Here is a 19,609-nt window from a genome sequence, read left to right as displayed (position 1 = left end):
CTACTGTTAAATGATATTATAAAAATAATAACACATTAACGCGGTGTCGCTTTAAAATTAAGTGAAATAAAAATGGCTGTCGACTTTCTCGACAGCCTGAAGACAGGCAAATGCCTGTCTTAATTAATGTTTGGTTTCACACGCAGAGAAATGATACGGCGACTCACTATTGAGGCTTAGACTCGGTTACCTCCCCTTTTTCGGATATACTCGCCCCATAGGAAATGCGGTTGAGCTTGTCGATGATCCGCTGTTTGTTTTTCTCGTCCATCGGAGCAGGCTGACCATTCGTGAGCTTCACCGGGATCACGCGGCTCTTGCTCCCGTCTTTTGTAAACGTCAGTTGGACCATCATGGCTTCCCGACCTTTCGGATTGCGTGAGGTGGTAAACACAAAATTCCCTACGCTGTAATAGATCGGCACCTTTTTATAAAACTCCACGCCCATAATCGAATGGCTGTGCGACCCGACAATGGCATCCACACCGCTGTCGATCAGCTTTTTCGCCATCTCACGCGCATATGGTTCTGGGTAATCCTTATATTCCCGATTCCAGTGCATGACCGCAATTGTAATATCTGACTCCGCCACTGCCTTTTTTACATGGGACAGCATCGGCTCATACGAGTAGGCATGTGCCAGACCTGGCTTGTTTTTTCGCGCATACCAACGCTCATTTGGAAGGACTCGGCTGATCCCGATGACTGCCACGCGTTTTCCCTTGATTGTTTGGATATAGGGAGTGTATGCTTCTTCCTCGTTCTTCCCTGCCCCCACGTAACCGATCTTTGCCTTTTTCAGATGCTCCATTGTGTCAAAGAGCGCGTCCATTCCATAATCCAGCGAATGATTATTTGCCAGGTTGACCACGTCGAAGCCAGCGTTCACGAGCCCCTTCAACGACTCTGGCTTCGCACGATAAGTATATTCCTTTTTCTCTGGACGTCCCCGCGTACTGACTGGTGTCTCCAGATTGCCAATCGTCAGGTCTGCCTGCTTGAGAAAATCCGCTGTTTTTTGAAACGGATAATCTACGCCGTGACGACCGATCTGATTCCCGACGCTCTTATCCAAAATTATATCCCCGACAAACGCTACCTGAATGGAATCCTGGTCCTGCGCACCCCCTGGGCCGTTCGCCTGGACGGCGCCAGATTCCGTTCCCATGGCAACACAGAGCATCACTGCAGTTAACACGAATACAGCGTGTTTCCATCGTCCAATCTTCATCCCTCTTTCGCCCACTTTTTCTTTTTTGCTTCCATTTTAGAAGCCGCGGGATGTGAAGCCTGTTGAAGCATGTCTGGCTTCCGTGGAAAATTCTCGCCGAAAAGTGACGGGCACGCAAAAGATGACGGTTTGGGGCCTGCTCCTTGAGTCAAAATATTCCTTGTTTTTCCAAATTTCGATTATTGCCGATAACAAGTATAATGGACACATAAGATTCTAATACATAGGACGGTACGAACATGCTCCATCATTCCATTATGCTGAAAACCAAAACAGCAATGCCCGCCGTTCGGTCGAATAGCGTTCATAGGAGCCGACTGCTGCAAAAAATGGACGCTGGTCTACAATGCAGACTAACCACACTATACGCCCCAGCCGGTTACGGAAAGACGACCCTGCTCAGTCAATGGGCTCATCAGTACGGCGGTTCCACCGTATGGCTCTCACTCGATGAGATGGACAATGACCTGATTCGCTTTTGGAAATACATCGTATTTACACTGTCTGAATCTGACTTCGCTGAACTCTCCGAGCGAATGGAACCAGCCATGAAGGCAACCAGTCATACCTCGATCTTTACCTTCATCGATTGTCTACTCAATGAAATCGCTGCTACGACACACCCCCTTGCTATCATTCTCGATGACTATCATGTGATCTCGGATGAGACGATTCACAACAGTCTTGCTTATTTTTTGGAATATGTCCCGAGCCACGTCCATCTGTACATCGCCAGTCGCAACACGCTGCCTTTTCCTACAGCCAAATGGACCGTACGCCATGAAGTATGTCACATTGAGGCAGGACAATTCCTTTTCAGCCATCAAGAGACGGACAGCTTTTACCGGCAGGTTCACGATTTACCACTGACCGAAACACAAATAGAACAGCTGGTGAAAAGTACGGAGGGCTGGGTCGCCGGTTTGCAGCTCGCAGCCATTTCACTCGTGAATACGGAGAATCACGATCAATTTTTTGCCGGATTTACTGGCTCTCATCGGAATATTTCGGAGTATTTGTTTCATGAAGTGATCATGCGCCTTCCGGAAGAGGAGCGCAGCTTCTTGCTCAAAACCTCTGTGCTGGCGAGAATGGACGCTCACGTGTGCCACGCTCTGACCAGCCTGCCCCAGTGCCAACAAATGCTGACCCGCTTGCACCGTCAAAACATTTTTTTAATTCCGCTGGATGATTACGGGACATGGTATCGGTATCATCACTTGTTTGCCGATTTTTTGCGCAGTCAATTGGAGCAAACAGCTCCCGGAGAAGCACGTGAGTTGCACCGGCGAGCCAGTGAGAGCTATGCGGATCGTGGAATGATGGACGAAGCGATCGATCATGCGATTGCCGCTGCCGATTACATGCTGGCTGTAAGCTACCTTGCCCAACATATTCCGGTATTGCTCCAACGAGGCGAGTTTTCCAGCTTTCTTAGAACGCTGGACAGCATCCCTGATCACACGAACCATTTCTCACCACTTTTTCGCCTGATCTATGTGTTCCTCTTGGTTGCTTGCGGTTATACGGATCGGGCAGAGCTTGCCCTCACCCAATTGGAGAAAAGCGCTGCGAACCTGGAAGACTCGACGGAGCATCAACAGTTTTTGAGCGGGCTGTTTTTTGTGCGAGCGAATCTAGTGTTTGCAACCGGAGATTTTGAGAGCTGGATTGCCAGTTCATCGCAGTTAAGCGTGCTGCCAGAGAGCCCGTTGTTTTACCATTTTAATTACAACACGACTGAGCCCTTTATTCGGCGTACGCGATTCGGCTTAAAAGGGATGCTGTCCGATCAGACAGAGGCTGTTGGCAAGCAGTTCTCCGACATACTCGAAGCACATGGCTGGAAGGATTCCTTGATCAATCTGTATGTCGTTCAAGCATTGGCGGAGGGGCTGTATGAGGAAAACAGGCTGGAAGAAAGCCTCGATCATCTTCAACGAGTTCGTTTGGTCGCACTGCAAACGCAAATACCTGGCCTGCTCGTCCCCTATGCGCTGACATACTCCAAGCACAAGCTAGTGGAGGGGAATTTTGTTGCGGCTCGAAAAATCATTTCAGAGACACGGGAGATAGTTGCAAGCTGGGGTGCTTCGTATTGGATAAACCCATTACAAGCCTTTCTCGCACACATCGCGATTCAAGCAGGGGACATCGCTTTGGCGAAAATGGAGTTGTCCAAGCTTCCCCCTTCCATTTTGAATCAGCCTAGCATTCAGAGAGAATTGGAGGTTTTGACCTATGTCCGTCTGCTGCTCGCCCAGCAGCAGGAACAGGAAGCCTTGCGTATTTTAGCGATCCTAAAGCCATCCAGTATTCGCGAGGAGCTATTGATCAGTCAGGTAGACATCGCCATTCTGCAAGCGCTCGCCCACCAGCAATGTGGCAACAAAAAAGAAGCGCTGGCTTTCCTCCACGAGGCACTCTTGATTGGCGGAAACAACTGCTACGTCCGAAGCTTTCTGGACGAAGGTACCGCGATGTCTCACCTCCTGCACGATTACCAGCTTCGCTTGAAAAAACGATCCCAACAGCCAGGTCCGTCCGTATCGGCTGCGTATGTCAATCAACTGCTATCCCTTTTCCCTAAGAAAATGGAGAAAAGAAAGGCTCCTTTGATCGAGCCGCTAACCGGAAAAGAAATCATCATCCTTTCCATGCTGGCCAAAGGAGCATCCAACAAGAAGATTGCCGATGAGCTAGGGAATACGCTTGGGACGGTCAAGGTGTATTTGCATCGGATATATGGCAAGCTAGGTGTCACCAATCGCACGCAAGCTCTTCTGAAAGCCCAGGAAATTTCGCTGCTAGAAAATAGCTCTGTTGATTAACGAAACTTTTCGATATGTTCATGGAGAAAAGCGTCCAGCTTGCGAGGTTCTCTGCCGAGGACACGCCATACGTCATCTGTCGGCTTTTCCGGGATCGCTACTGACATAGCTTGAATTTCAACGACATGACTGGCGAGCCACTCCGGCATGTTTCCGTACTCCATCAGATCACGCCGGAGTGCTTCGCTATCCTTGTTGATGTACATAATCGGGCGGTCGAGCAGCTCGGACAGCTTGCTCGCCATTTGCGGGTAGCTAAAAACTTCAGAACCTGTCAGTGTGTAGACACGACCTGCCTTTTCAGGATGGGTCAATGCCTTTGCAGCAACATCGGCGATATCCCGGCAATCGATAAAATTGCAGGCAGTTTCGCCCATCGTGCCGAAGAAAACATGTTGCGACTGGATCGTCGGTGCGAAACGGAGTAGATTCTGCATAAAGGCGTACGGTCGCAATACAGTACTTTTTATACCCGATTCTGATAAAACTCTCTCGATTTCCTGGTGCCATCCCGCTACGGCGACTGGCGCCTTTTCGTCGTAGGCTGGACTGGATATTTTCACAACGTGTTGGATTCCAGCCTCAACTGCTATGCGAATGATCGCTGTTTCCAGCTCGACCTGATTGGGACTGTTCGAAAGGGAAAGGAAGAGCTGATTCGCACCTGCAAACGCCCGGCGCAACGATTCAGGGTCAGAAGCTTCCGCTGCTGCGACTTCCACCGTATCTCCCATTCGCATCTGAAGTTTTTCTGGCGTTCTGCTCAATGCCCGAGTTGGGACACCGATCTCTATCAATCGTTTCAAAAGTGCACTCCCTATGGTTCCTGTCGCTCCCATGACTACGATCATATTCTATCTCCTCCGTCATTCATTCCATTTTATGATTGCTACTACGCCACCGCCATGTGATTAACGTACTGGCGATTATCGCTGATAGCGGGAAGTCGATCCAGACACGACTTAGCCAAGCCAACGCTTCACCGGGAGCAAAGATGACGAGTAACTCCGTTGTTAGCCATGCTGCCAGTAGACCGATCACTGCCATTGTCATCCCCATAACCGCTACCAGCGCAAAATGAGGCGTGCGGGTGACCCAGCTCTTATGTACACCACGGCTCTGTAACCATCGTCCAAGGAGCGCGGCAATGAATGCGGATGTTCCGCCAATCGTGGTGAATGCACCTATTTGCAACCCATTGTCAGCGGTAATCCATCCTCCAATACTCGCCATGATCGCAGGAGACAAATAAGCCATGATTACCTCTCTCCATAAAACAAACCCCGATTTTGCAGGATTACGCATGTTTTTCACCTCCTTTCCCCTGTTTCAAAAAATAATTAGGAACCTAACTATATAAGGATGAAAATGGGCTAGTTGCCTAGCCCGTTTTACTGCCTGCTGCTTGCTATTCTTCTGTCAGTGCCGAGATGCCTTGTGTCACGCGGCCCAGCAGGTCGAGAAACACACTGCGCTCCTCGGTATTGAGCAATCCGACCATCGCTTCCAACCTCGCAAAGTGCTCAGGCGCCATTTCACGCAGCTTGCTAGCTCCGAGCTCCGTTAAAATGACTGATTTTTGCCTGCCATCTTTTGCGCTCGCTCGTCGTGAGACTAGGCCATCGCGCTCGAGGATGTCGATCAGACCGGTAACAGTAGCGCGTGTTACCCCCAGGTGCTCTGCCAATTGTGACGGCAGTACTTCCCCTCCGTTATCTTCAAGGTCTGCCAATAACCGATATCGTCCCGTTGATAAGCCGAATCTGGCAAAATGCATTTCGGCCGCATGCCCAAGCTTGGCTCCTGCCTCCATCAGCCTGGCGGCGACGAGTACAGCTTGTGCATCAACATCGAGACCATACCGATCAATCTGGCGCTGAGATTGAATTAGCGATGGGATCGCGTCTTCTTGTTTTCTTCCGTTTAAATGGTTTGTCATGGACATAGTATGGCACCTAACTATCTTCCTGTCAACACGTCTTCTCTATTTCGGTGCCATCCTGATTGCCCCATCCAGCCGGATCGTTTCTCCATTCAACATCGGATTGGTGATAATGCTGTTCACGAGCATCGCATATTCTTGCGGGTCACCCATGCGAGCGGGAAAAGGGACAGTTGCACCCAATGCAGCTTTTTCAGAGCGCGGGAGCTGATCGAACATTGGCGTGTCAAATAGACCCGGAGCAATCGCCATCACGCGTATGCCATACCAAGCCAGATCTCTTGCTAGCGGCAGGGTCATGCTTACAATTCCGCCTTTGGAGGCGCTATAGGCAACCTGCCCCACCTGCCCTTCAAAAGCCGCCACCGATGCGGTATTGATGATGACACCCCGCTCCCCCTGTTGGTTCGGCTCGTTTCCTGCCATTTGTTCCACCGCCAACCGAATAACATTAAAAGTACCGATCAAATTGACTGAAATAACTTTGCTGAAGGATTCCAGTGGATGTGGCCCGCTTCGCGACAGCGTTTTTTGTGCCAAACTGATGCCCGCACAGTTGACCACAGCGTGAATCGTTCCGAATGTGCCAGCAGCCTGATCGATTGCCTCCCTAACACTCACTCCACTCATGACATCCGCATGCACGAACAAAGCATTTTCGCGCCCCAGCTCATTCACCAGTGCTTGCCCCTTCTCTACCGTCAAATCAAGAATGGCTACTTTTCCCCCGTGTTGAACTACATTCCTCACAGCGGCTTCTCCCAAACCGGAAGCACCACCCGTTACAATGGCAACCACTTCCCGCATATCCAAGCCATTCTCTCCCTTCCTCTGCACTTGCATCCGCATTCAGAAAAAAGCTCTGCAAGTTGGATACCAACCGAGTTCCCCCTTATCGTACGTGGTTTTTGCGAGTGACAATCAAGTCTGCACGTTCTCAAATCCAGACAGGTATGAGACATATGTGTCCGGGCAAAGGACAGTTGGGCTTATCCATCTCCAACATTTTAGGGCTTGCTATTTCCAATCCATCCCACTATATTTTACTTACCGGTAAGTAAATAAAAGTGGAGAGGAAAGAACCCGGATGAAAGTGTCTTCTACCAGAGTCATTGGTCTTGATTTTGCGAGGGCGTGGGCCATGCTGGGGATGATGATCGTCAACTACGTCGTCATCTTGAACGCAGAGCATAACGGACCCGACTGGCTTATCGCTTTATCCAGTTTGTTTCAAGGCAGAGCATCTACTGTATTCGTTGTTTTAGCGGGAATTGGCATTGCGTTTATGACAAAAAAAGCGAGGACCTCAGGCGACCCGGCCCTCTTGCAGGCTAACCGCCACGTCCTTTGGAAGCGCTCCTTGTTTTTATTTGTAACCGGGATGTTGCTTTATCTCGGTGGTTGGAGCGGCGACATCCTGCATTACTACGGTGTCTATATGCTTATCGCCTCCTTCCTCCTCGTCGTATCGGGGAAAACACTTCTTGTCGCCTGTAGCGGCATCCTGCTCACAGCTCAAACGCTACAATTGTCGCTCAACTATTTGCAAGGGTGGGACCCGCGGCAACCATTTATCCAGTACCTTGATTTTTGGACAGTCGAGGGATTCCTGCGCAACCTGATGTACAATGGCTATCACCCGGTTTTTCCATGGATGTGCTTTTTCCTTCTCGGCCTGTGGCTTGGTCGACGAAACCTGCTTGATCGATCTGTACGCAAAAAAATGTTGGGCTGGGCAACTGCCCTGTTCGTCAGCTTGGAAGTTTTATCGTATGGGTTGATCAAGCTCTTTATTCCGGTTGTCGGAAGCGAGAGCGCCCTATTTTTATGGGGAACAAAACCAGTTCCACCCAACCTGTTTTATGTGCTGTCCAGCTCAAGCACCGCTGTTATCATCATCCTGTTGTGCGTCAGCTTTGCGGAAAAATTCGCAAACAGCTGGTTTACACAGACATGCGTAAAAACAGGTCAGCTAACACTGACACACTACGTCAGTCATATCATTGTCGGACTCAGTTTCCTTGCCTTGATTGGCAGACTCGAAAATCAATCGCTCGCTTTTGCGATGCTCTACGCCGTAGGATTCTTCCTCTTTTCCATTGTGCTCTCGCTTTTATGGAGACGTTGGTTCGAGCGGGGACCGTTGGAGTGCTTCATGAGAAAAATAAGTGGGTAACCATTCTGTGGGTTCATCCGTCTGCTATATAGGAGAATTTTTCTAATCATTCATACACCAAATTCGAAGTAGTCAGACGAACTGGAGATGATCTCATGAGTCCTATGGTTTTTTTCAAAAAGGCTGTCCCCGCGAACGCAGAGCAACTCACCCAAATTGCTATTCGCTGCTTCGCAGATGACGTCCAAAAGTACGGAGAGGGCCCTGCCGGACATGACCAGCCTGACCAGCATATTTTGTTCATGCAAAAGGCCCATTACTATACGATCTTGCTGGATGACCAGATCGTCGGCGGTTTTTGCCTCATTCCAGTCGATCATGAGCATTTGGAGCTGGGGATCATCTATGTCGATCCTGATAAACAAAATTTGCGTATCGGCACCCAAACCATGCAGTTCATGGAGGCCGCATATCCACATATCAAGAAGTGGACGCTCGATACTGGCTATGAAGCGGTACGCAACCAACACTTTTACGAGAAATGCGGTTACAAAAAAGTCGGCGAGACTGAGCCGAACGCAGCGAATGGGTTTTATAAATTCAAGTACGAAAAACGGATACCTAAATAGATAGATGGAAAAGGGAGAACAGCTACTGGCCATTCTCCCCTTTTTCTTTTGTCGCCCTTATTTTCGAAGGCCCTTCTTGGTCGCCAATTCCAAGTAGTACGTCGTTTCTGCCTGTGTTTCCTTTGTAAATGCTTCACTTGCCGCATATGCCGGCTCCACTTGGATTTCACTCAGCTTTTGCAAAAAGGCCGGGTCCTTATCCATCTTGGCAATCGCTTCTTCCCATTTGTGGATAACCGACTCTGGCGTTCCTTTGGCAAAAGACACTCCCGTCCACCAGAAAACCGACAAGCCTTGTATGCCTTGTTCTTCCGCAGTCGGGACATCAGGAAGGAACGGACTTCGCGTATCACCGGATACGGCGAGGATTTTGACCTTGCCCGCTTGCAGCATCGGCATGATCTCTCCTACTGTATGTACCGCCAAAATCGCGTGCCCTCCAGCGACTTTCGGGACGGAATCAGAGGCTCCTTTCGTCACGATCATTCTCGTCTTGGCGAAGTCAGCCCCGATCACATCCAGCCATTCTGCTACCCCAAAAGCGGAAAAACCTGCTGGCCCTACAGAAGTCCATGTTAACTGCTCCGGATTCGCACGCACCCACGCGGAAAATTCAGCGAAATCTTTCCAAGGCGCGTCGGCTTTCACAGCAAAAGCAAGCGTCCCTTTGCCAATCCTGGCTGTATAGACTTGATCCTCGTTTGTAATCGGCGGTGTTTTCATCCCGGCAGCGAGCATCGTCGTATTGGATACATTGACAGCAAGAGCTGTGTAGCCATCGCTTTTGGCTTGCTTTAAAGCATACTCCGCTCCTATCGCCCCACCACCTCCCGCCTTGTTGACGACGACGATGGGCTGCCCCCATTCCTTGCTCAAATAATCTGCTGCCGCTCTTGCCACAAGATCGACTCCGCCCCCGGCAGAATACGGCACGATATACTCCACCTGCTTCGATGGATAGGCCGACTCGGCTGTACCTTGATTTCCACATGCGCTAACGGTTGCCGCCAAAAGCAACGACATCATGACAGCCGCCCATTGTTTATATCCTTTCAAATGACTCTTCCTCCCTACGCAACATCTACTCCCCGGTCTCGCTCTTCTTTTAGCCGTTGCTGTGTCCGGCGGTTCAGCATCATGGAGATGATCAAGAGTGCTCCAGCTACCAGTAAGATGGTCAACGATAGGGGCCGAAACAAAACAATACTGAGATCACCCGCGCCCATCGCCATCGTTTGAATGAAGGATTCTTCCAGAAGAGGTCCCAGAATGAAGCATAAAACCAGCGGAACAACTGGCCATTTATACTTGGAAAAAACATACCCAAGTCCGCCAAACAGAAACGCTACCCACACATCAAACATGCTGTTCCGCACACTGTATGCCCCAATCGTGCAGAACATCAGGATGATTGGAGCCATGATGCCATATGGTACCCTCGTCAATTTGACCCACACCCATACCATCGGGAGGTTCAGCACGAGAAGCATCGCATTCCCCACGAACATCGAGGCGATGACCGTCCAGACAAAGCTCGCATTTTGTTCAAACAAAACAGGGCCTGGCGTCAATCCGTAGATCATCAAGCCTGCCAACAAAATCGCCAGTGGCGGTGAGGATGGAATTCCGAGCGAAAACAGAGGAATGAAGCCAGCACTGCTGGTCGCATTATTCGCTGCTTCTGGTGCCGCTACCCCTTCGATCGTTCCCTGACCGAACTTCTCGGGATGCTTCGATAGCTTTTTTTCCATATCATACGCCAAAAACGACGTGATCGCAGCAGAACAGCCCGGCAGCAATCCAAGAAAAAAACCGACAATTCCGCCCCTCAGCATAGGCCCGGCACTTACCCTCAGGTCTTCCTTTTTCGGGTAGACACTGCCTGGCTTGCCAATCAGAGTAGCTGCGCGTTTTTCATCAATTCCTTTGAGGACTTCTGTAATCGCAAACAACCCGATAATGATGCTAATCATGTCAAAACCGCCTACCAATGCGGGGACGCCGTAATCAAAGCGCGGCATTCCTGAGGATGGTCCCAGCCCAACTAAAGCGAGCGTATAGCCGAGTGCCCCCATCAAAAACGATTTGACCAATGATCCTCCTGATAGACTGACCATCAGCGTGAGAGCCAAAATCATCAGCGCAAAATATTCAGGCGGTCCGAATTTTAATGCTTGATCTGCCAGAATCGGAGCGAAAAAGACGAGACCGATTACCCCCAGTACCCCTGCACCAAACGAAGCCAGTGCAGATATCCCCAATGCCGGTCCACCTCTCCCTTTTTTCGCGAGCGGATAGCCGTCCAGACACGTCGGGACTGACGATAGCTCCCCCGGGATATTGAGCAGAATCGCTGTCGTCGAACCACCGTACATGGCACCGTAATAAATCCCTGCCAGCATGATCATCCCTTGTGTCGGCTCCAGTACGGCTGTCACGGGAAGCAGAATCGCGATGGCAGAAGTGGGACCGAGACCGGGCAATACGCCTACAAAGGTGCCAATAAGAGCGCCGAGTGCTGCCATGAGCAGATGCTCCGGCGTGAGGGCTGAAGCAAAACCAGCCAGTAGTAATTGGAACGTCTCGATGATCAGCACCTCCTTATCATGCTTGCTCTAAAACCAATCGCCTCCAGGCAATGTGATATGCAGCGAGTAGATGAACACCACATACAGTCCCCCTGTCAAAAGGACGGAGTACACGATGGACGTACGCCACCGATAGCTGCCGATCAGTATAAAAAAGGCAAAGGAGACAAAGAGCGTCGCCATTGTGTAGCCGATCGCGCCGAGCAGCCAGACATACAGCAACAGGAATAAAAAGCAAAGCAACAGGCGCAGCCTTTTTCCAGGAAAAAGCGGTCCGGGGTTTGGCGAAGAGGCTTCCTCCGTCACACGGAATGATTGGACCAACAACACACCTCCCAGCAAGAAAAACAATAGGCCGAGAATTGCAGGCAGCGTGTGATCCCCTACGTACCAAGACGTCGAAAATGCCTCCAGACGATAGGCCTCGAATGATAGGACGACTCCAAGAAACATACTTAGGAGGGCACCGATAAAATCTGGCTGATTATCCGGGCGTCTCATGTGTATCACCTCAGCAAAAAAGCTACCACCAGCCTATGGCACATGCGCCCATTGTGTGCGAAAGCATAAAAAAACTACCATAGCCAGTCCGCACGGGACACAGCATATGGTAGACGTTAGATTTCGATTTGGCTGCTTAGACGAATTATGGCATGGGCGACTTTCGCTTCATACGTCTCATTGCTTTCGAACTCGCTCCAGAGCTCTTTGTTATCGTCGTTCGAAACATCGTGGATCATGAGCATTTTCAAAAGCTTCTCCATATTGGCTTGATTGCGGATCAAATGAGGCTCCATCCGCTTAACTACCATCCATAATTTTTGCGAATTGACCATCGTCGTCGTTCCCATCTGCATCCGCTACCTCCACACCAATTATAACTATATATAACTAGTTATAATTAATTATAACGAATTACTCAAGTAAAAATGTTGTCTTCCGACTGTTGTGGCAAGCGGAAGCCCTGTCACAGGGCTTCTGTACAGCTTTGGATTTCATTTTGTACGGATAAGAAATGCCCTCCAATTGGAGGGCATTGATTGTATGGTTCAGTATGTTGCTTATGTTTCTACTATCAGAGAAAAAAGATAATTACCAAGGCTCCGGCCAGCCATATTGTATAATCAGATTAGACTGCTTGGCTGGTTGTTCTACTAAAACTGGCATTGTAATGAAGGCGGTTAACATACACAAAGACAATATCCATTTCTTCATGACCTATACCTCCTGTTTGGATCTATGATTACTTCCATTATACACGTTTACCAATTTATGGAGTATACCAAAAGGAAGATTTTTTTTCTGTGACACATAGAATTCAAAAAGAACACTCAGACTCTTATCCGCCTGTTTTATCTCATTGATTGCGCGATAGTAATTCACGCTCTCCACAAGACTATCGATTCCTAAGTCTGCTTCGTTTTTTTGAATGTAAAAGATGCCCTTCGTTCGGAAATACTGTCCCATTTGATTGTATTGATTCGGAGTAGTTAAATTTTCTGGCAAGATCGATGCTTCTGCCAAAAATAGTTCACGGATTTTCTCGTCTTCTCCTACCTGGATATAAATCTCCAGCAAATCATTCGCGATCACAATTTTGTCATCCTGTGCTTGTTGCGCCAGACACTCTTGTAATACCGGAATGGCTTTATCAAATTTCCCCGTCTTTCCGTATAGTTTCCCCCGAATATGTCTGGCATGTTTATGCACCTCGGGATAATCGAACATTTCGTATCTCTCCAGATAAAAATGTCCCAATGTATAGTCTTCCAGTTCAAAATAGGAAATGATGATCGCAAGGATCGCTGCTGCTTTTTGCTCACTCTGACTATGATCGATCTCAAGTCCTTGTTTACACAGATGAATACAATCTGAATAGAATCCAAGACGCAATGCATGGAAGGAAAATTTATAGTAGGCCAAAATCCGCTCATTGATATGCAGATAGGATGTATAGTGTAATAGCTCCTTGCCTTCTACATAGGTTTGATCTAGCTGACTTAGATTTTCACGTCGAATCATGTATCGTTGGAAAAGCGATCTTGCCAGATACAAAGGAATTCCATTCTCACGCGAGTAGTCACAGATCACGTCATAAAGAGCCAAGCGCAGTTCTTCATTCGCTTCCGTTCCAGCGGTTTGATACAGATAGTCTAAAGAAAGAAATGTATTGCTTTTGGGGCAATTTAACAATTGCAAAGCGACTTTGTTGGTAAGTACCACATTCTTCTCTTGCATCACTGCCTCTAATAGAGTCCGAAGTGTCGCTTCGCGCTTAATTTTATGTAAATAGGGTACGATCGCTGTATATAGTGGAATATCTAGTTCTTTTGCCAGTTTCATAACATGCTGCATGTTTGGTAAAGTAAAGGCATCGGATTCTATCTTACTAATGGTTCCAGAAGCTACACCTGTTCTTTCTGATAACTCAGTCAGTGTTAAGTTTGCTCTATTTCGATATACTCGTAATATGCCCCCAAAGGTCTTTCCCTCTGAAATCACAGCAAATACACCCTCCTGATGATTCCTTTTTATGGATATGATAGCACAATAAACCACGATTGATATAATCGATTTGAATCATTTTTTAAATAGATTACACTTTTTACTGATTCAGTGTTACTACCATTATGCAGACAGCTTTTCTTGGCATTCAAGGGATTGCTTAATCATATCAGGATTTTTGTGTCTATTGGATTTAAAAGTGAAGAAGCGGGAACGGGTAATTGCTTTAATAGTTCTATCAGTAGACTCCCAGGTTCACTTGCAAAAATAAACAAAAGCTACGTAGGAAGAAGTGAATTTCCAGTCCAAGCGCCTCTGGAGCCCGCCCCAGCTCCGGAATAAATGGCGGGGAATTTCAGCTTCACCTATGGATTACCTCATCGAAATATCTACGTTTGAAGCGCTCCCGCCATTTATTTCGGAGCGGACAGTCTTAGCCCCCTAGCAGGGCGTAGGCCGAAGCGTAGACTGGAAATTCGCTTCTTCCCCACACTGCAGCTTCTTTTATAAAAAGAAAGCTGTCGCCCAGCCCATGCTTACGAAAAGCATAACCCGACAACAGCTTCATCTATCCTTCCATTACTCCATCGTCAAAACAACCCGACCGTTGATTTGACCTTTTTCCAAACGCTCTAATACATCGTTGATCTGATCAAGCGGCTGCGTCTCGATGATCGCCCGAACCTTGCCGCGTGCTGCAAAATCAAGCGCTTCTTGCATATCCTTGCGTGTCCCCACGATGGAGCCTTTCACCGTCACACCATTCAACACCGTGTCAAAAATCGGAATCGGCAACTCTGCATTCGGTAAGCCAACAACGACGAGAGAGCCGCCGCGTCGAACGGATTTGTAGGCTTGTTCAAACGCCTTCTTGGTAACTGCCACGCTGATCGCACCGTGGACACCGCCCACCTGCTCTTGAATGGCTTGTACCGGATCAACCTCACTGCCGTTTACTGTCACATCTGCCCCTAGTTCTTTTGCCAAATCCAGCTTTTCGTTGTGAATATCGACCGCTACGACATTGTACCCCATCGCCTTGGCATATTGGAGAGCCACATGACCCAAGCCGCCGATGCCGTAGATCGCCACCCATTCACCCGGCTTCACGTTTGCTACCTTCAATGCTTTGTACGTGGTTACCCCAGCGCACAGGATTGGCGCTGCTTCCACATCGCCCAGCTCGTCAGGAATGCGTGCCACGTAAGCAGCAGGCGCTACGCAATATTCGGCATAAGCACCGTCGGCGGAATAGCCCCCATTTAACTGCTGCAAGCACAGTGTCTCCCACCCTGTCAGGCAGTAGTCGCATTCGCCGCAAGCGGAGAAGAGCCACGGAATGCCTACCCGATCACCAATTTTTAGCGAGGTAACGCCTTCCCCGAGCTTTTCGACAACACCTACGCCCTCATGTCCAGGAATCAAAGGCAGCTTTGGCTTCACAGGCCAATCCCCATGTGCCGCATGCAGGTCCGTATGGCAGACACCACACGTCTTGATTTTTACCAGAACTTCACCGTGTCCGACCTCTGGAATGGCAACTTCCTTTACTTCCAGCTTTTGATGGAACTCGTTGACTACTGCTGCTTTCATCTTGACCTTCCTCCTCTTTTTTCCCCTTCAGGCATGTGCGCAAAGGGCAGGTATTCTTCCCGCCTCCTACTACCTGCAAGCAGTATGCCAAAATGAAAGCGCTTCAAAAATGAGTCATTACGCGGATTCTTTTCTTTCAAGCAGCCGATATTGCGGCACATGAGCCGAAAAAACGGCCCACCTGCCAACCTTTTGGCCGAAAAAGGGTATTCCTCCCTGCCTGCTGTATTACTACGTAGTGGAAAAAGGAGGCGAACGCATGCAAATATCCAAGTTCATGACACCGGAAATTATTTTTGGGAATCACTCTCTCGGACAGGTAGGGGAAAGCTTGCGCCGATTAGGAGCTTCTCGGGTCTTTCTTGTCAGTGATCCTGGTGTCGCAAACGCAGGCTGGGTCGAGCGGATCATCTCTTACTTACAGCAGCAAAAGCTCGATTACCATCTATGGACAAACGTGACAGCCAATCCGAAAGATTACGAGATTCATGCCGGGATTGCTGAATATCGCGCCAAGGAGTGCAATGCCATTCTCGGTGTTGGCGGGGGCAGTGCCATCGATGCAGCCAAGGCAATTGCACTGTTGGCTACCAACGAGGGCAGCATCGTCCAATATGAAGGCGTCGATAATATCCAGCATCCTCTTCCTCCCATGGTAATGGTACCGACGACAGCCGGCTCCGGTTCGGAGGTTTCGCAATTTTCCATTATTGTGGATAGTGCACGCAAAGTGAAAATGACGATTATCTCCAAATCGCTCATACCCGATATCGCTATCATCGACCCGCAAACCTTGATGACCAAGGACAAGCTGCTCACTGCCAATACAGGCATAGATGTGCTGACACATGCTATTGAATCGTATATTTCGCTTGCCGCAACGCCGCTGACCGAAGTGCATTCGCTGCAAGCCATGCGTCTCATCGCCCAGCATTTGCGCCCATCTGTCGCCAGTCAATACAATACAGAGGCCAAGCAAGCGATGGCCATGGCGAGTCTTCAAGCCGGAATCGCTTTTTCCAACGCCATACTCGGTGCTGTGCATGCCATGTCCCATCAGCTCGGGGGATTCCTCGACGCTCCGCATGGCGAGGTGAATGCCATTCTGCTCCCCCACGTACTTGAGTACAACTACATCGCGGCCCCGGAAAAATACAGGCAAATCGCAGAATGTCTCGGTGAAAACACGGTGGGCTTGAGCACACATGCCGCCTCTCGACTCACATTAAAAGCCGTCAAGGAGCTGGTAAGCGATCTGGAGGTGCCCCAATCCTTGTCGGCCATTGGGCTACATCCAGAGCAAATCGACCTGCTCAGTTCTCTCGCTGTACGGGACGTGTGCATGACGACCAATCCCCGCGACATGACCGTCCACGATGTCGCGACGCTGTTTCGCCAAGCCTTGTAGGAGGTCCGTCATGCATACCAAACAAGAGATTTTAGAAAAATTGACCGGGATTCAATCCTCGCGAAAAAGCTATTACAGCGAGCTCGTCTATCTGATCGAGGAGATGAAAAAGAAAAACAAGCAGCTCGCCGTCATTAACCAGCTGACACAAATCCAGATCAACGCCACCTGGCAACAAACGACGAGTTATATCGCTGCACAGCTCTCGCAAATTCTCATATTCGAGCACTTTGCCCTGACCATCGTGAAGGGAGGCATGCTTTCCTCCTATCTCGCCACGTGGAATGACGGGGATTGGCAATGCCATACGCTGACACAGACCGTTGCAGTGGAAGCCCCTGTGCTCACCGGGCAGGTTCATCTTACCCTTGCCGAAGTGCTGCCGGAGCATCATGCCACCTCTGTTCCACTGCGCAGCCAGTTGAATCAGACCTTTGGTTTTCTGACACTCTTACGCCAAACAAAGCAGCCAGTCGATCGGGACGAACCCGAATTAATCCAGCTCATCGCCAGCCATGTCGGTGTCGTCGTAGAAAACAGCCTGCTTTTTCAAGACGTGAATGAAAAGATCAAAATCGAAGCCCAACTGATTCAATCCGCAAAAATGGCGGCGATTGGCGAGATGGCTGCTGGCATTGCCCATGAGCTGAACAGTCCGCTCACAGCCATCCTCGGAAACTCTCAATTACTCATGCGCGAGATGACAGATGCAGATGCACCAGAGGCTCCTTTGATGAAAGACATCTTTCAATGCGGGGTGCGCTGCAAAAAGATCATTCAAAACCTGCTCACCTTCTCGCGGCAGGAAGAGTACTTGTTTTCCACTACCTCTATTGACGAGGTCGTAGAGGATGTACTGGGGCTGATTGGCTACCAGCTGTCTGTTTCCGGATTGACCATAACCCGGGAAATGTCTGTGCCACCCCTGCTGTTTCATGGAAGTCGTCATCAGATCGAGCAAATTGTGATCAATCTCCTGTTAAATGCACGGGACGCTGTGGCAGACAGGGAATCTCCACACATCGCCATTCGTTCCTTCCTCACACAAGAGAACAACAGCTCTTACGTTGGCTTATCCGTTTACGATAACGGCACAGGGATTTGTGCAGAACAGCTTTCGCAGATTTTTCAGCCCTTCTTCTCGACGAAGGAACGGACAAAAGGGACTGGTCTCGGGCTTTCCGTCAGTCTTGGAATTGCAGAAGCACACGGCGGGAAGCTGTTTGCCGAAAGCGTAGAGGGAGAGTACAGCAAGTTTACGATGCTTTTGCCACTGTTAGCTGACGAGGAGGACAACGATGGAGAAAAAACGGATTTTGATCGTGGATGATGAAACAGAAGTGACTACCTTTTTCACCTATTTCCTCAAGAAAAAAGACTGCGATATCGTCGTCGCCAATTCTGGCAAGGACGTGGAACGGCTGCTTCATTCGGATTCTACCGGATTTCACGCTGCACTCGTGGATCTGAAGCTGCCAGATGCCGACGGATTGACGCTACTCAAACAGATCAAGTCCGTATTTCCCGCCTGCGAAGTCTTGATTATGACGGGCTTTAGTACGATTAAATCGGCTGTGACAGCCATGCAATGGGGCGCGCGCGATTACTTGGAGAAGCCGTTCGACGATCTGAACAGTCTGGAGCAGGTCATCGACGCGGTGCTCTCCTCTTCCAGCAAACACAGCGATCACCTATCCCAAGAAGCCGCCCAATATGGTATCGTGTATTCATCTGACAGTCCGATGGCCAATGTGACCGCAATTGCCAAAAAATTAGCAAAAAAGGCGATCCACGTGCTTATAGAGGGCGAAACGGGTACAGGCAAGGAGCTGATGGCCCGTTTTCTCCACGGAGCAAGCAATCGCGCCCAACAGCCTTTTGTCGCTTTTAACTGCGGGGCCGTGCCGGAATCCTTGCTGGAAAGTGAGCTGTTTGGCTATGAAAAGGGCGCTTTTACCGGAGCGCTCAAATCCCGCAAAGGCTTGTTCGAGCAGGCTCATAACGGAACACTGTTTCTTGACGAGATCGGGGAGGCTCCCCCTTCCATCCAAGTGAAGCTCTTGCGGACATTAGAGACGGGAGAGTTCATGCGCGTCGGTGGCGAGCAGATCGGTCAGAGCAATATTCGCTTTATTTCTGCTACGAACCGTGATTTGGAGCATGAAGTCGAAATGAATCGTTTCCGAAGTGACCTGTTGTATCGTCTGGAAGGGATCAAGCTGTCGATTCCACCTCTTCGCGAACGGATTCAGGATATCCCTACAATCGCGCACTACTACTTGCAAAAGCGCAGCGGAGGGCCATGTGAAATCGACCAGGATGCCATTGAGCTCTTGCAGCGCTACGATTGGCCCGGCAATGTCCGCCAACTGATCAACGTACTGAATCAAACCATCGCGTTGCACGAATGCGAACGACTGCGTGCCGAGCATTTGCCAGCGAATTTGCGGAGCCGTACGGTACAAGCGCATCCACCCACTGTCCCCAAACGGATCGAGCAGGTCATCGATCATGAATGCGAGCGCTTTGTCGATACGATCAGTCGCCTTGTCACCTCTGTAGACGGGATCGACTTCGACTATTTGATCAAGCGGGTTAAACAGCTCGAAGGCGAGATCGGGCGAACGATTATCGAACAGGGCTTGACCGAAACAAATGGAAACAGACAGCTTTTAAGCAAAAAATTAAACATCACCAAACGGACGATTCGCTACATTTTGAACGAAAAAGCATAACGTCTGCATTGGCGCATCTAGGAGGCATTTA

Annotated in this window: 18 protein-coding genes; 6 read left to right on the top strand and 12 right to left on the bottom strand. The window is 49.4% G+C overall.

Annotated elements, in window-relative coordinates; all coding sequences use genetic code 11:
* Positions 1–166: 166 nt before the first annotated feature.
* Positions 167–1,231, bottom strand: coding sequence for a CapA family protein (locus tag KB186_RS10475; RefSeq protein ID WP_232773565.1), 1,065 nt, complete (start codon positions 1,229–1,231; stop codon positions 167–169).
* 239 nt (positions 1,232–1,470) lie between these two features.
* On the opposite strand from KB186_RS10475, the gene KB186_RS10470 reads away from it, so the two are divergent.
* Positions 1,471–4,062: a winged helix-turn-helix domain-containing protein gene (locus tag KB186_RS10470; protein ID WP_232773564.1), complete on the top strand. Its 2,592-nt coding sequence runs from the start codon at positions 1,471–1,473 to the stop codon at positions 4,060–4,062.
* Here KB186_RS10470 and KB186_RS10465 read toward each other — a convergent pair.
* The 4 genes from KB186_RS10465 to KB186_RS10450 all read right to left on the bottom strand — a co-directional run bounded on the left by KB186_RS10465 (position 4,059) and on the right by KB186_RS10450 (position 6,817).
* Positions 4,059–4,913, bottom strand: coding sequence for an SDR family oxidoreductase (locus KB186_RS10465; protein WP_173610173.1), 855 nt, complete (start codon positions 4,911–4,913; stop codon positions 4,059–4,061). The two genes, KB186_RS10470 and KB186_RS10465, sit on opposite strands and share 4 nt — an antisense overlap.
* A 19-nt stretch (positions 4,914–4,932) precedes the next feature.
* Entirely contained in the window at positions 4,933–5,367 is a 435-nt protein-coding gene (locus tag KB186_RS10460) for a hypothetical protein (RefSeq protein ID WP_229088145.1), read from the bottom strand.
* A 103-nt stretch (positions 5,368–5,470) separates the two neighbouring features.
* Positions 5,471–6,001 carry a MarR family winged helix-turn-helix transcriptional regulator gene (locus tag KB186_RS10455; protein ID WP_221867967.1) on the bottom strand — a complete coding sequence of 177 codons (531 nt, stop codon included), beginning with the start codon at positions 5,999–6,001 and terminating at the stop codon, positions 5,471–5,473.
* A gap of 45 nt (positions 6,002–6,046) precedes the next feature.
* Positions 6,047–6,817: a 3-hydroxyacyl-CoA dehydrogenase gene (locus KB186_RS10450; protein WP_232773563.1), complete on the bottom strand. Its 771-nt coding sequence runs from the start codon at positions 6,815–6,817 to the stop codon at positions 6,047–6,049.
* A gap of 274 nt (positions 6,818–7,091) precedes the next feature.
* Here KB186_RS10450 and KB186_RS10445 point away from each other — a divergent pair, with 274 nt between their 5' ends.
* Entirely contained in the window at positions 7,092–8,180 is a 1,089-nt protein-coding gene (locus KB186_RS10445) for a DUF418 domain-containing protein (protein WP_173610170.1), read from the top strand.
* Between the two features lie 95 nt (positions 8,181–8,275).
* Complete coding sequence (locus tag KB186_RS10440) at positions 8,276–8,749, top strand: GNAT family N-acetyltransferase (RefSeq protein WP_221867964.1); 474 nt, start codon at positions 8,276–8,278, stop codon at positions 8,747–8,749.
* A gap of 57 nt (positions 8,750–8,806) precedes the next feature.
* Here the strand turns inward: KB186_RS10440 and KB186_RS10435 are convergent, their stop codons facing one another.
* The 7 genes from KB186_RS10435 to adhP form a co-directional block, all read right to left on the bottom strand.
* Positions 8,807–9,805: a tripartite tricarboxylate transporter substrate binding protein gene (locus tag KB186_RS10435; RefSeq protein ID WP_232773562.1), complete on the bottom strand. Its 999-nt coding sequence runs from the start codon at positions 9,803–9,805 to the stop codon at positions 8,807–8,809.
* Between the two features lie 14 nt (positions 9,806–9,819).
* Positions 9,820–11,346: a tripartite tricarboxylate transporter permease gene (locus KB186_RS10430; RefSeq protein ID WP_173610167.1), complete on the bottom strand. Its 1,527-nt coding sequence runs from the start codon at positions 11,344–11,346 to the stop codon at positions 9,820–9,822.
* 18 nt (positions 11,347–11,364) lie between these two features.
* Entirely contained in the window at positions 11,365–11,838 is a 474-nt protein-coding gene (locus tag KB186_RS10425) for a tripartite tricarboxylate transporter TctB family protein (RefSeq protein ID WP_232773561.1), read from the bottom strand.
* A gap of 116 nt (positions 11,839–11,954) precedes the next feature.
* On the bottom strand, positions 11,955–12,194 hold the full coding sequence (locus tag KB186_RS10420) for an HD domain-containing protein (protein WP_173610165.1): 240 nt from the start codon (positions 12,192–12,194) through the stop codon (positions 11,955–11,957).
* A 235-nt stretch (positions 12,195–12,429) separates the two neighbouring features.
* A complete protein-coding gene (locus KB186_RS28275; protein ID WP_016742160.1) occupies positions 12,430–12,552 on the bottom strand; it encodes a hypothetical protein in 123 nt (40 codons plus the stop codon).
* 3 nt (positions 12,553–12,555) lie between these two features.
* On the bottom strand, positions 12,556–13,839 hold the full coding sequence (locus KB186_RS10415; RefSeq protein ID WP_173610164.1) for a helix-turn-helix domain-containing protein: 1,284 nt from the start codon (positions 13,837–13,839) through the stop codon (positions 12,556–12,558).
* 582 nt (positions 13,840–14,421) lie between these two features.
* The gene (gene adhP / locus KB186_RS10410) at positions 14,422–15,435 is read right to left on the bottom strand and encodes an alcohol dehydrogenase AdhP (RefSeq protein WP_173610163.1); all 1,014 of its coding nucleotides are present in this window, start codon (positions 15,433–15,435) and stop codon (positions 14,422–14,424) included.
* 259 nt (positions 15,436–15,694) lie between these two features.
* On the opposite strand from adhP, the gene KB186_RS10405 reads away from it, so the two are divergent.
* From KB186_RS10405 to KB186_RS10395, 3 genes are read left to right on the top strand one after another with little or no spacing between them, the layout of a single operon-like run.
* Entirely contained in the window at positions 15,695–16,843 is a 1,149-nt protein-coding gene (locus KB186_RS10405; RefSeq protein ID WP_173610162.1) for an iron-containing alcohol dehydrogenase, read from the top strand.
* Positions 16,844–16,853: 10 nt separating this feature from the next.
* Positions 16,854–18,173, top strand: a complete 1,320-nt coding sequence (locus KB186_RS10400) for a sensor histidine kinase (RefSeq protein ID WP_232773560.1) — start codon at positions 16,854–16,856, stop codon at positions 18,171–18,173.
* Positions 18,142–19,578: a sigma-54-dependent transcriptional regulator gene (locus KB186_RS10395; protein WP_232773559.1), complete on the top strand. Its 1,437-nt coding sequence runs from the start codon at positions 18,142–18,144 to the stop codon at positions 19,576–19,578. Before KB186_RS10400 ends, KB186_RS10395 begins: the two co-directional genes overlap by 32 nt.
* Positions 19,579–19,609 lie beyond the last annotated feature (31 nt).

Source organism: Brevibacillus sp. AF8, assembly GCF_021270385.1.
Taxonomy (GTDB): domain Bacteria; phylum Bacillota; class Bacilli; order Brevibacillales; family Brevibacillaceae; genus Brevibacillus.
This window is presented reverse-complemented; position numbering and strand designations above follow the sequence as displayed.

Coding starts and splice junctions, on each gene's coding strand:
- KB186_RS10420 (WP_173610165.1), bottom strand. CDS start 12,194: ATGCAGATGGGAACGACGACGATGGTCAATTCGCAAAAATTATGGATG.
- KB186_RS10460 (WP_229088145.1), bottom strand. CDS start 5,367: ATGCGTAATCCTGCAAAATCGGGGTTTGTTTTATGGAGAGAGGTAATC.
- KB186_RS28275 (WP_016742160.1), bottom strand. CDS start 12,552: ATGAAGAAATGGATATTGTCTTTGTGTATGTTAACCGCCTTCATTACA.
- KB186_RS10425 (WP_232773561.1), bottom strand. CDS start 11,838: ATGAGACGCCCGGATAATCAGCCAGATTTTATCGGTGCCCTCCTAAGT.
- KB186_RS10470 (WP_232773564.1), top strand. CDS start 1,471: ATGCTCCATCATTCCATTATGCTGAAAACCAAAACAGCAATGCCCGCC.
- KB186_RS10455 (WP_221867967.1), bottom strand. CDS start 6,001: ATGACAAACCATTTAAACGGAAGAAAACAAGAAGACGCGATCCCATCG.
- KB186_RS10395 (WP_232773559.1), top strand. CDS start 18,142: ATGGAGAAAAAACGGATTTTGATCGTGGATGATGAAACAGAAGTGACT.
- KB186_RS10465 (WP_173610173.1), bottom strand. CDS start 4,913: ATGATCGTAGTCATGGGAGCGACAGGAACCATAGGGAGTGCACTTTTG.
- KB186_RS10440 (WP_221867964.1), top strand. CDS start 8,276: ATGAGTCCTATGGTTTTTTTCAAAAAGGCTGTCCCCGCGAACGCAGAG.
- KB186_RS10405 (WP_173610162.1), top strand. CDS start 15,695: ATGCAAATATCCAAGTTCATGACACCGGAAATTATTTTTGGGAATCAC.
- KB186_RS10445 (WP_173610170.1), top strand. CDS start 7,092: ATGAAAGTGTCTTCTACCAGAGTCATTGGTCTTGATTTTGCGAGGGCG.
- adhP (WP_173610163.1), bottom strand. CDS start 15,435: ATGAAAGCAGCAGTAGTCAACGAGTTCCATCAAAAGCTGGAAGTAAAG.
- KB186_RS10400 (WP_232773560.1), top strand. CDS start 16,854: ATGCATACCAAACAAGAGATTTTAGAAAAATTGACCGGGATTCAATCC.
- KB186_RS10475 (WP_232773565.1), bottom strand. CDS start 1,231: ATGAAGATTGGACGATGGAAACACGCTGTATTCGTGTTAACTGCAGTG.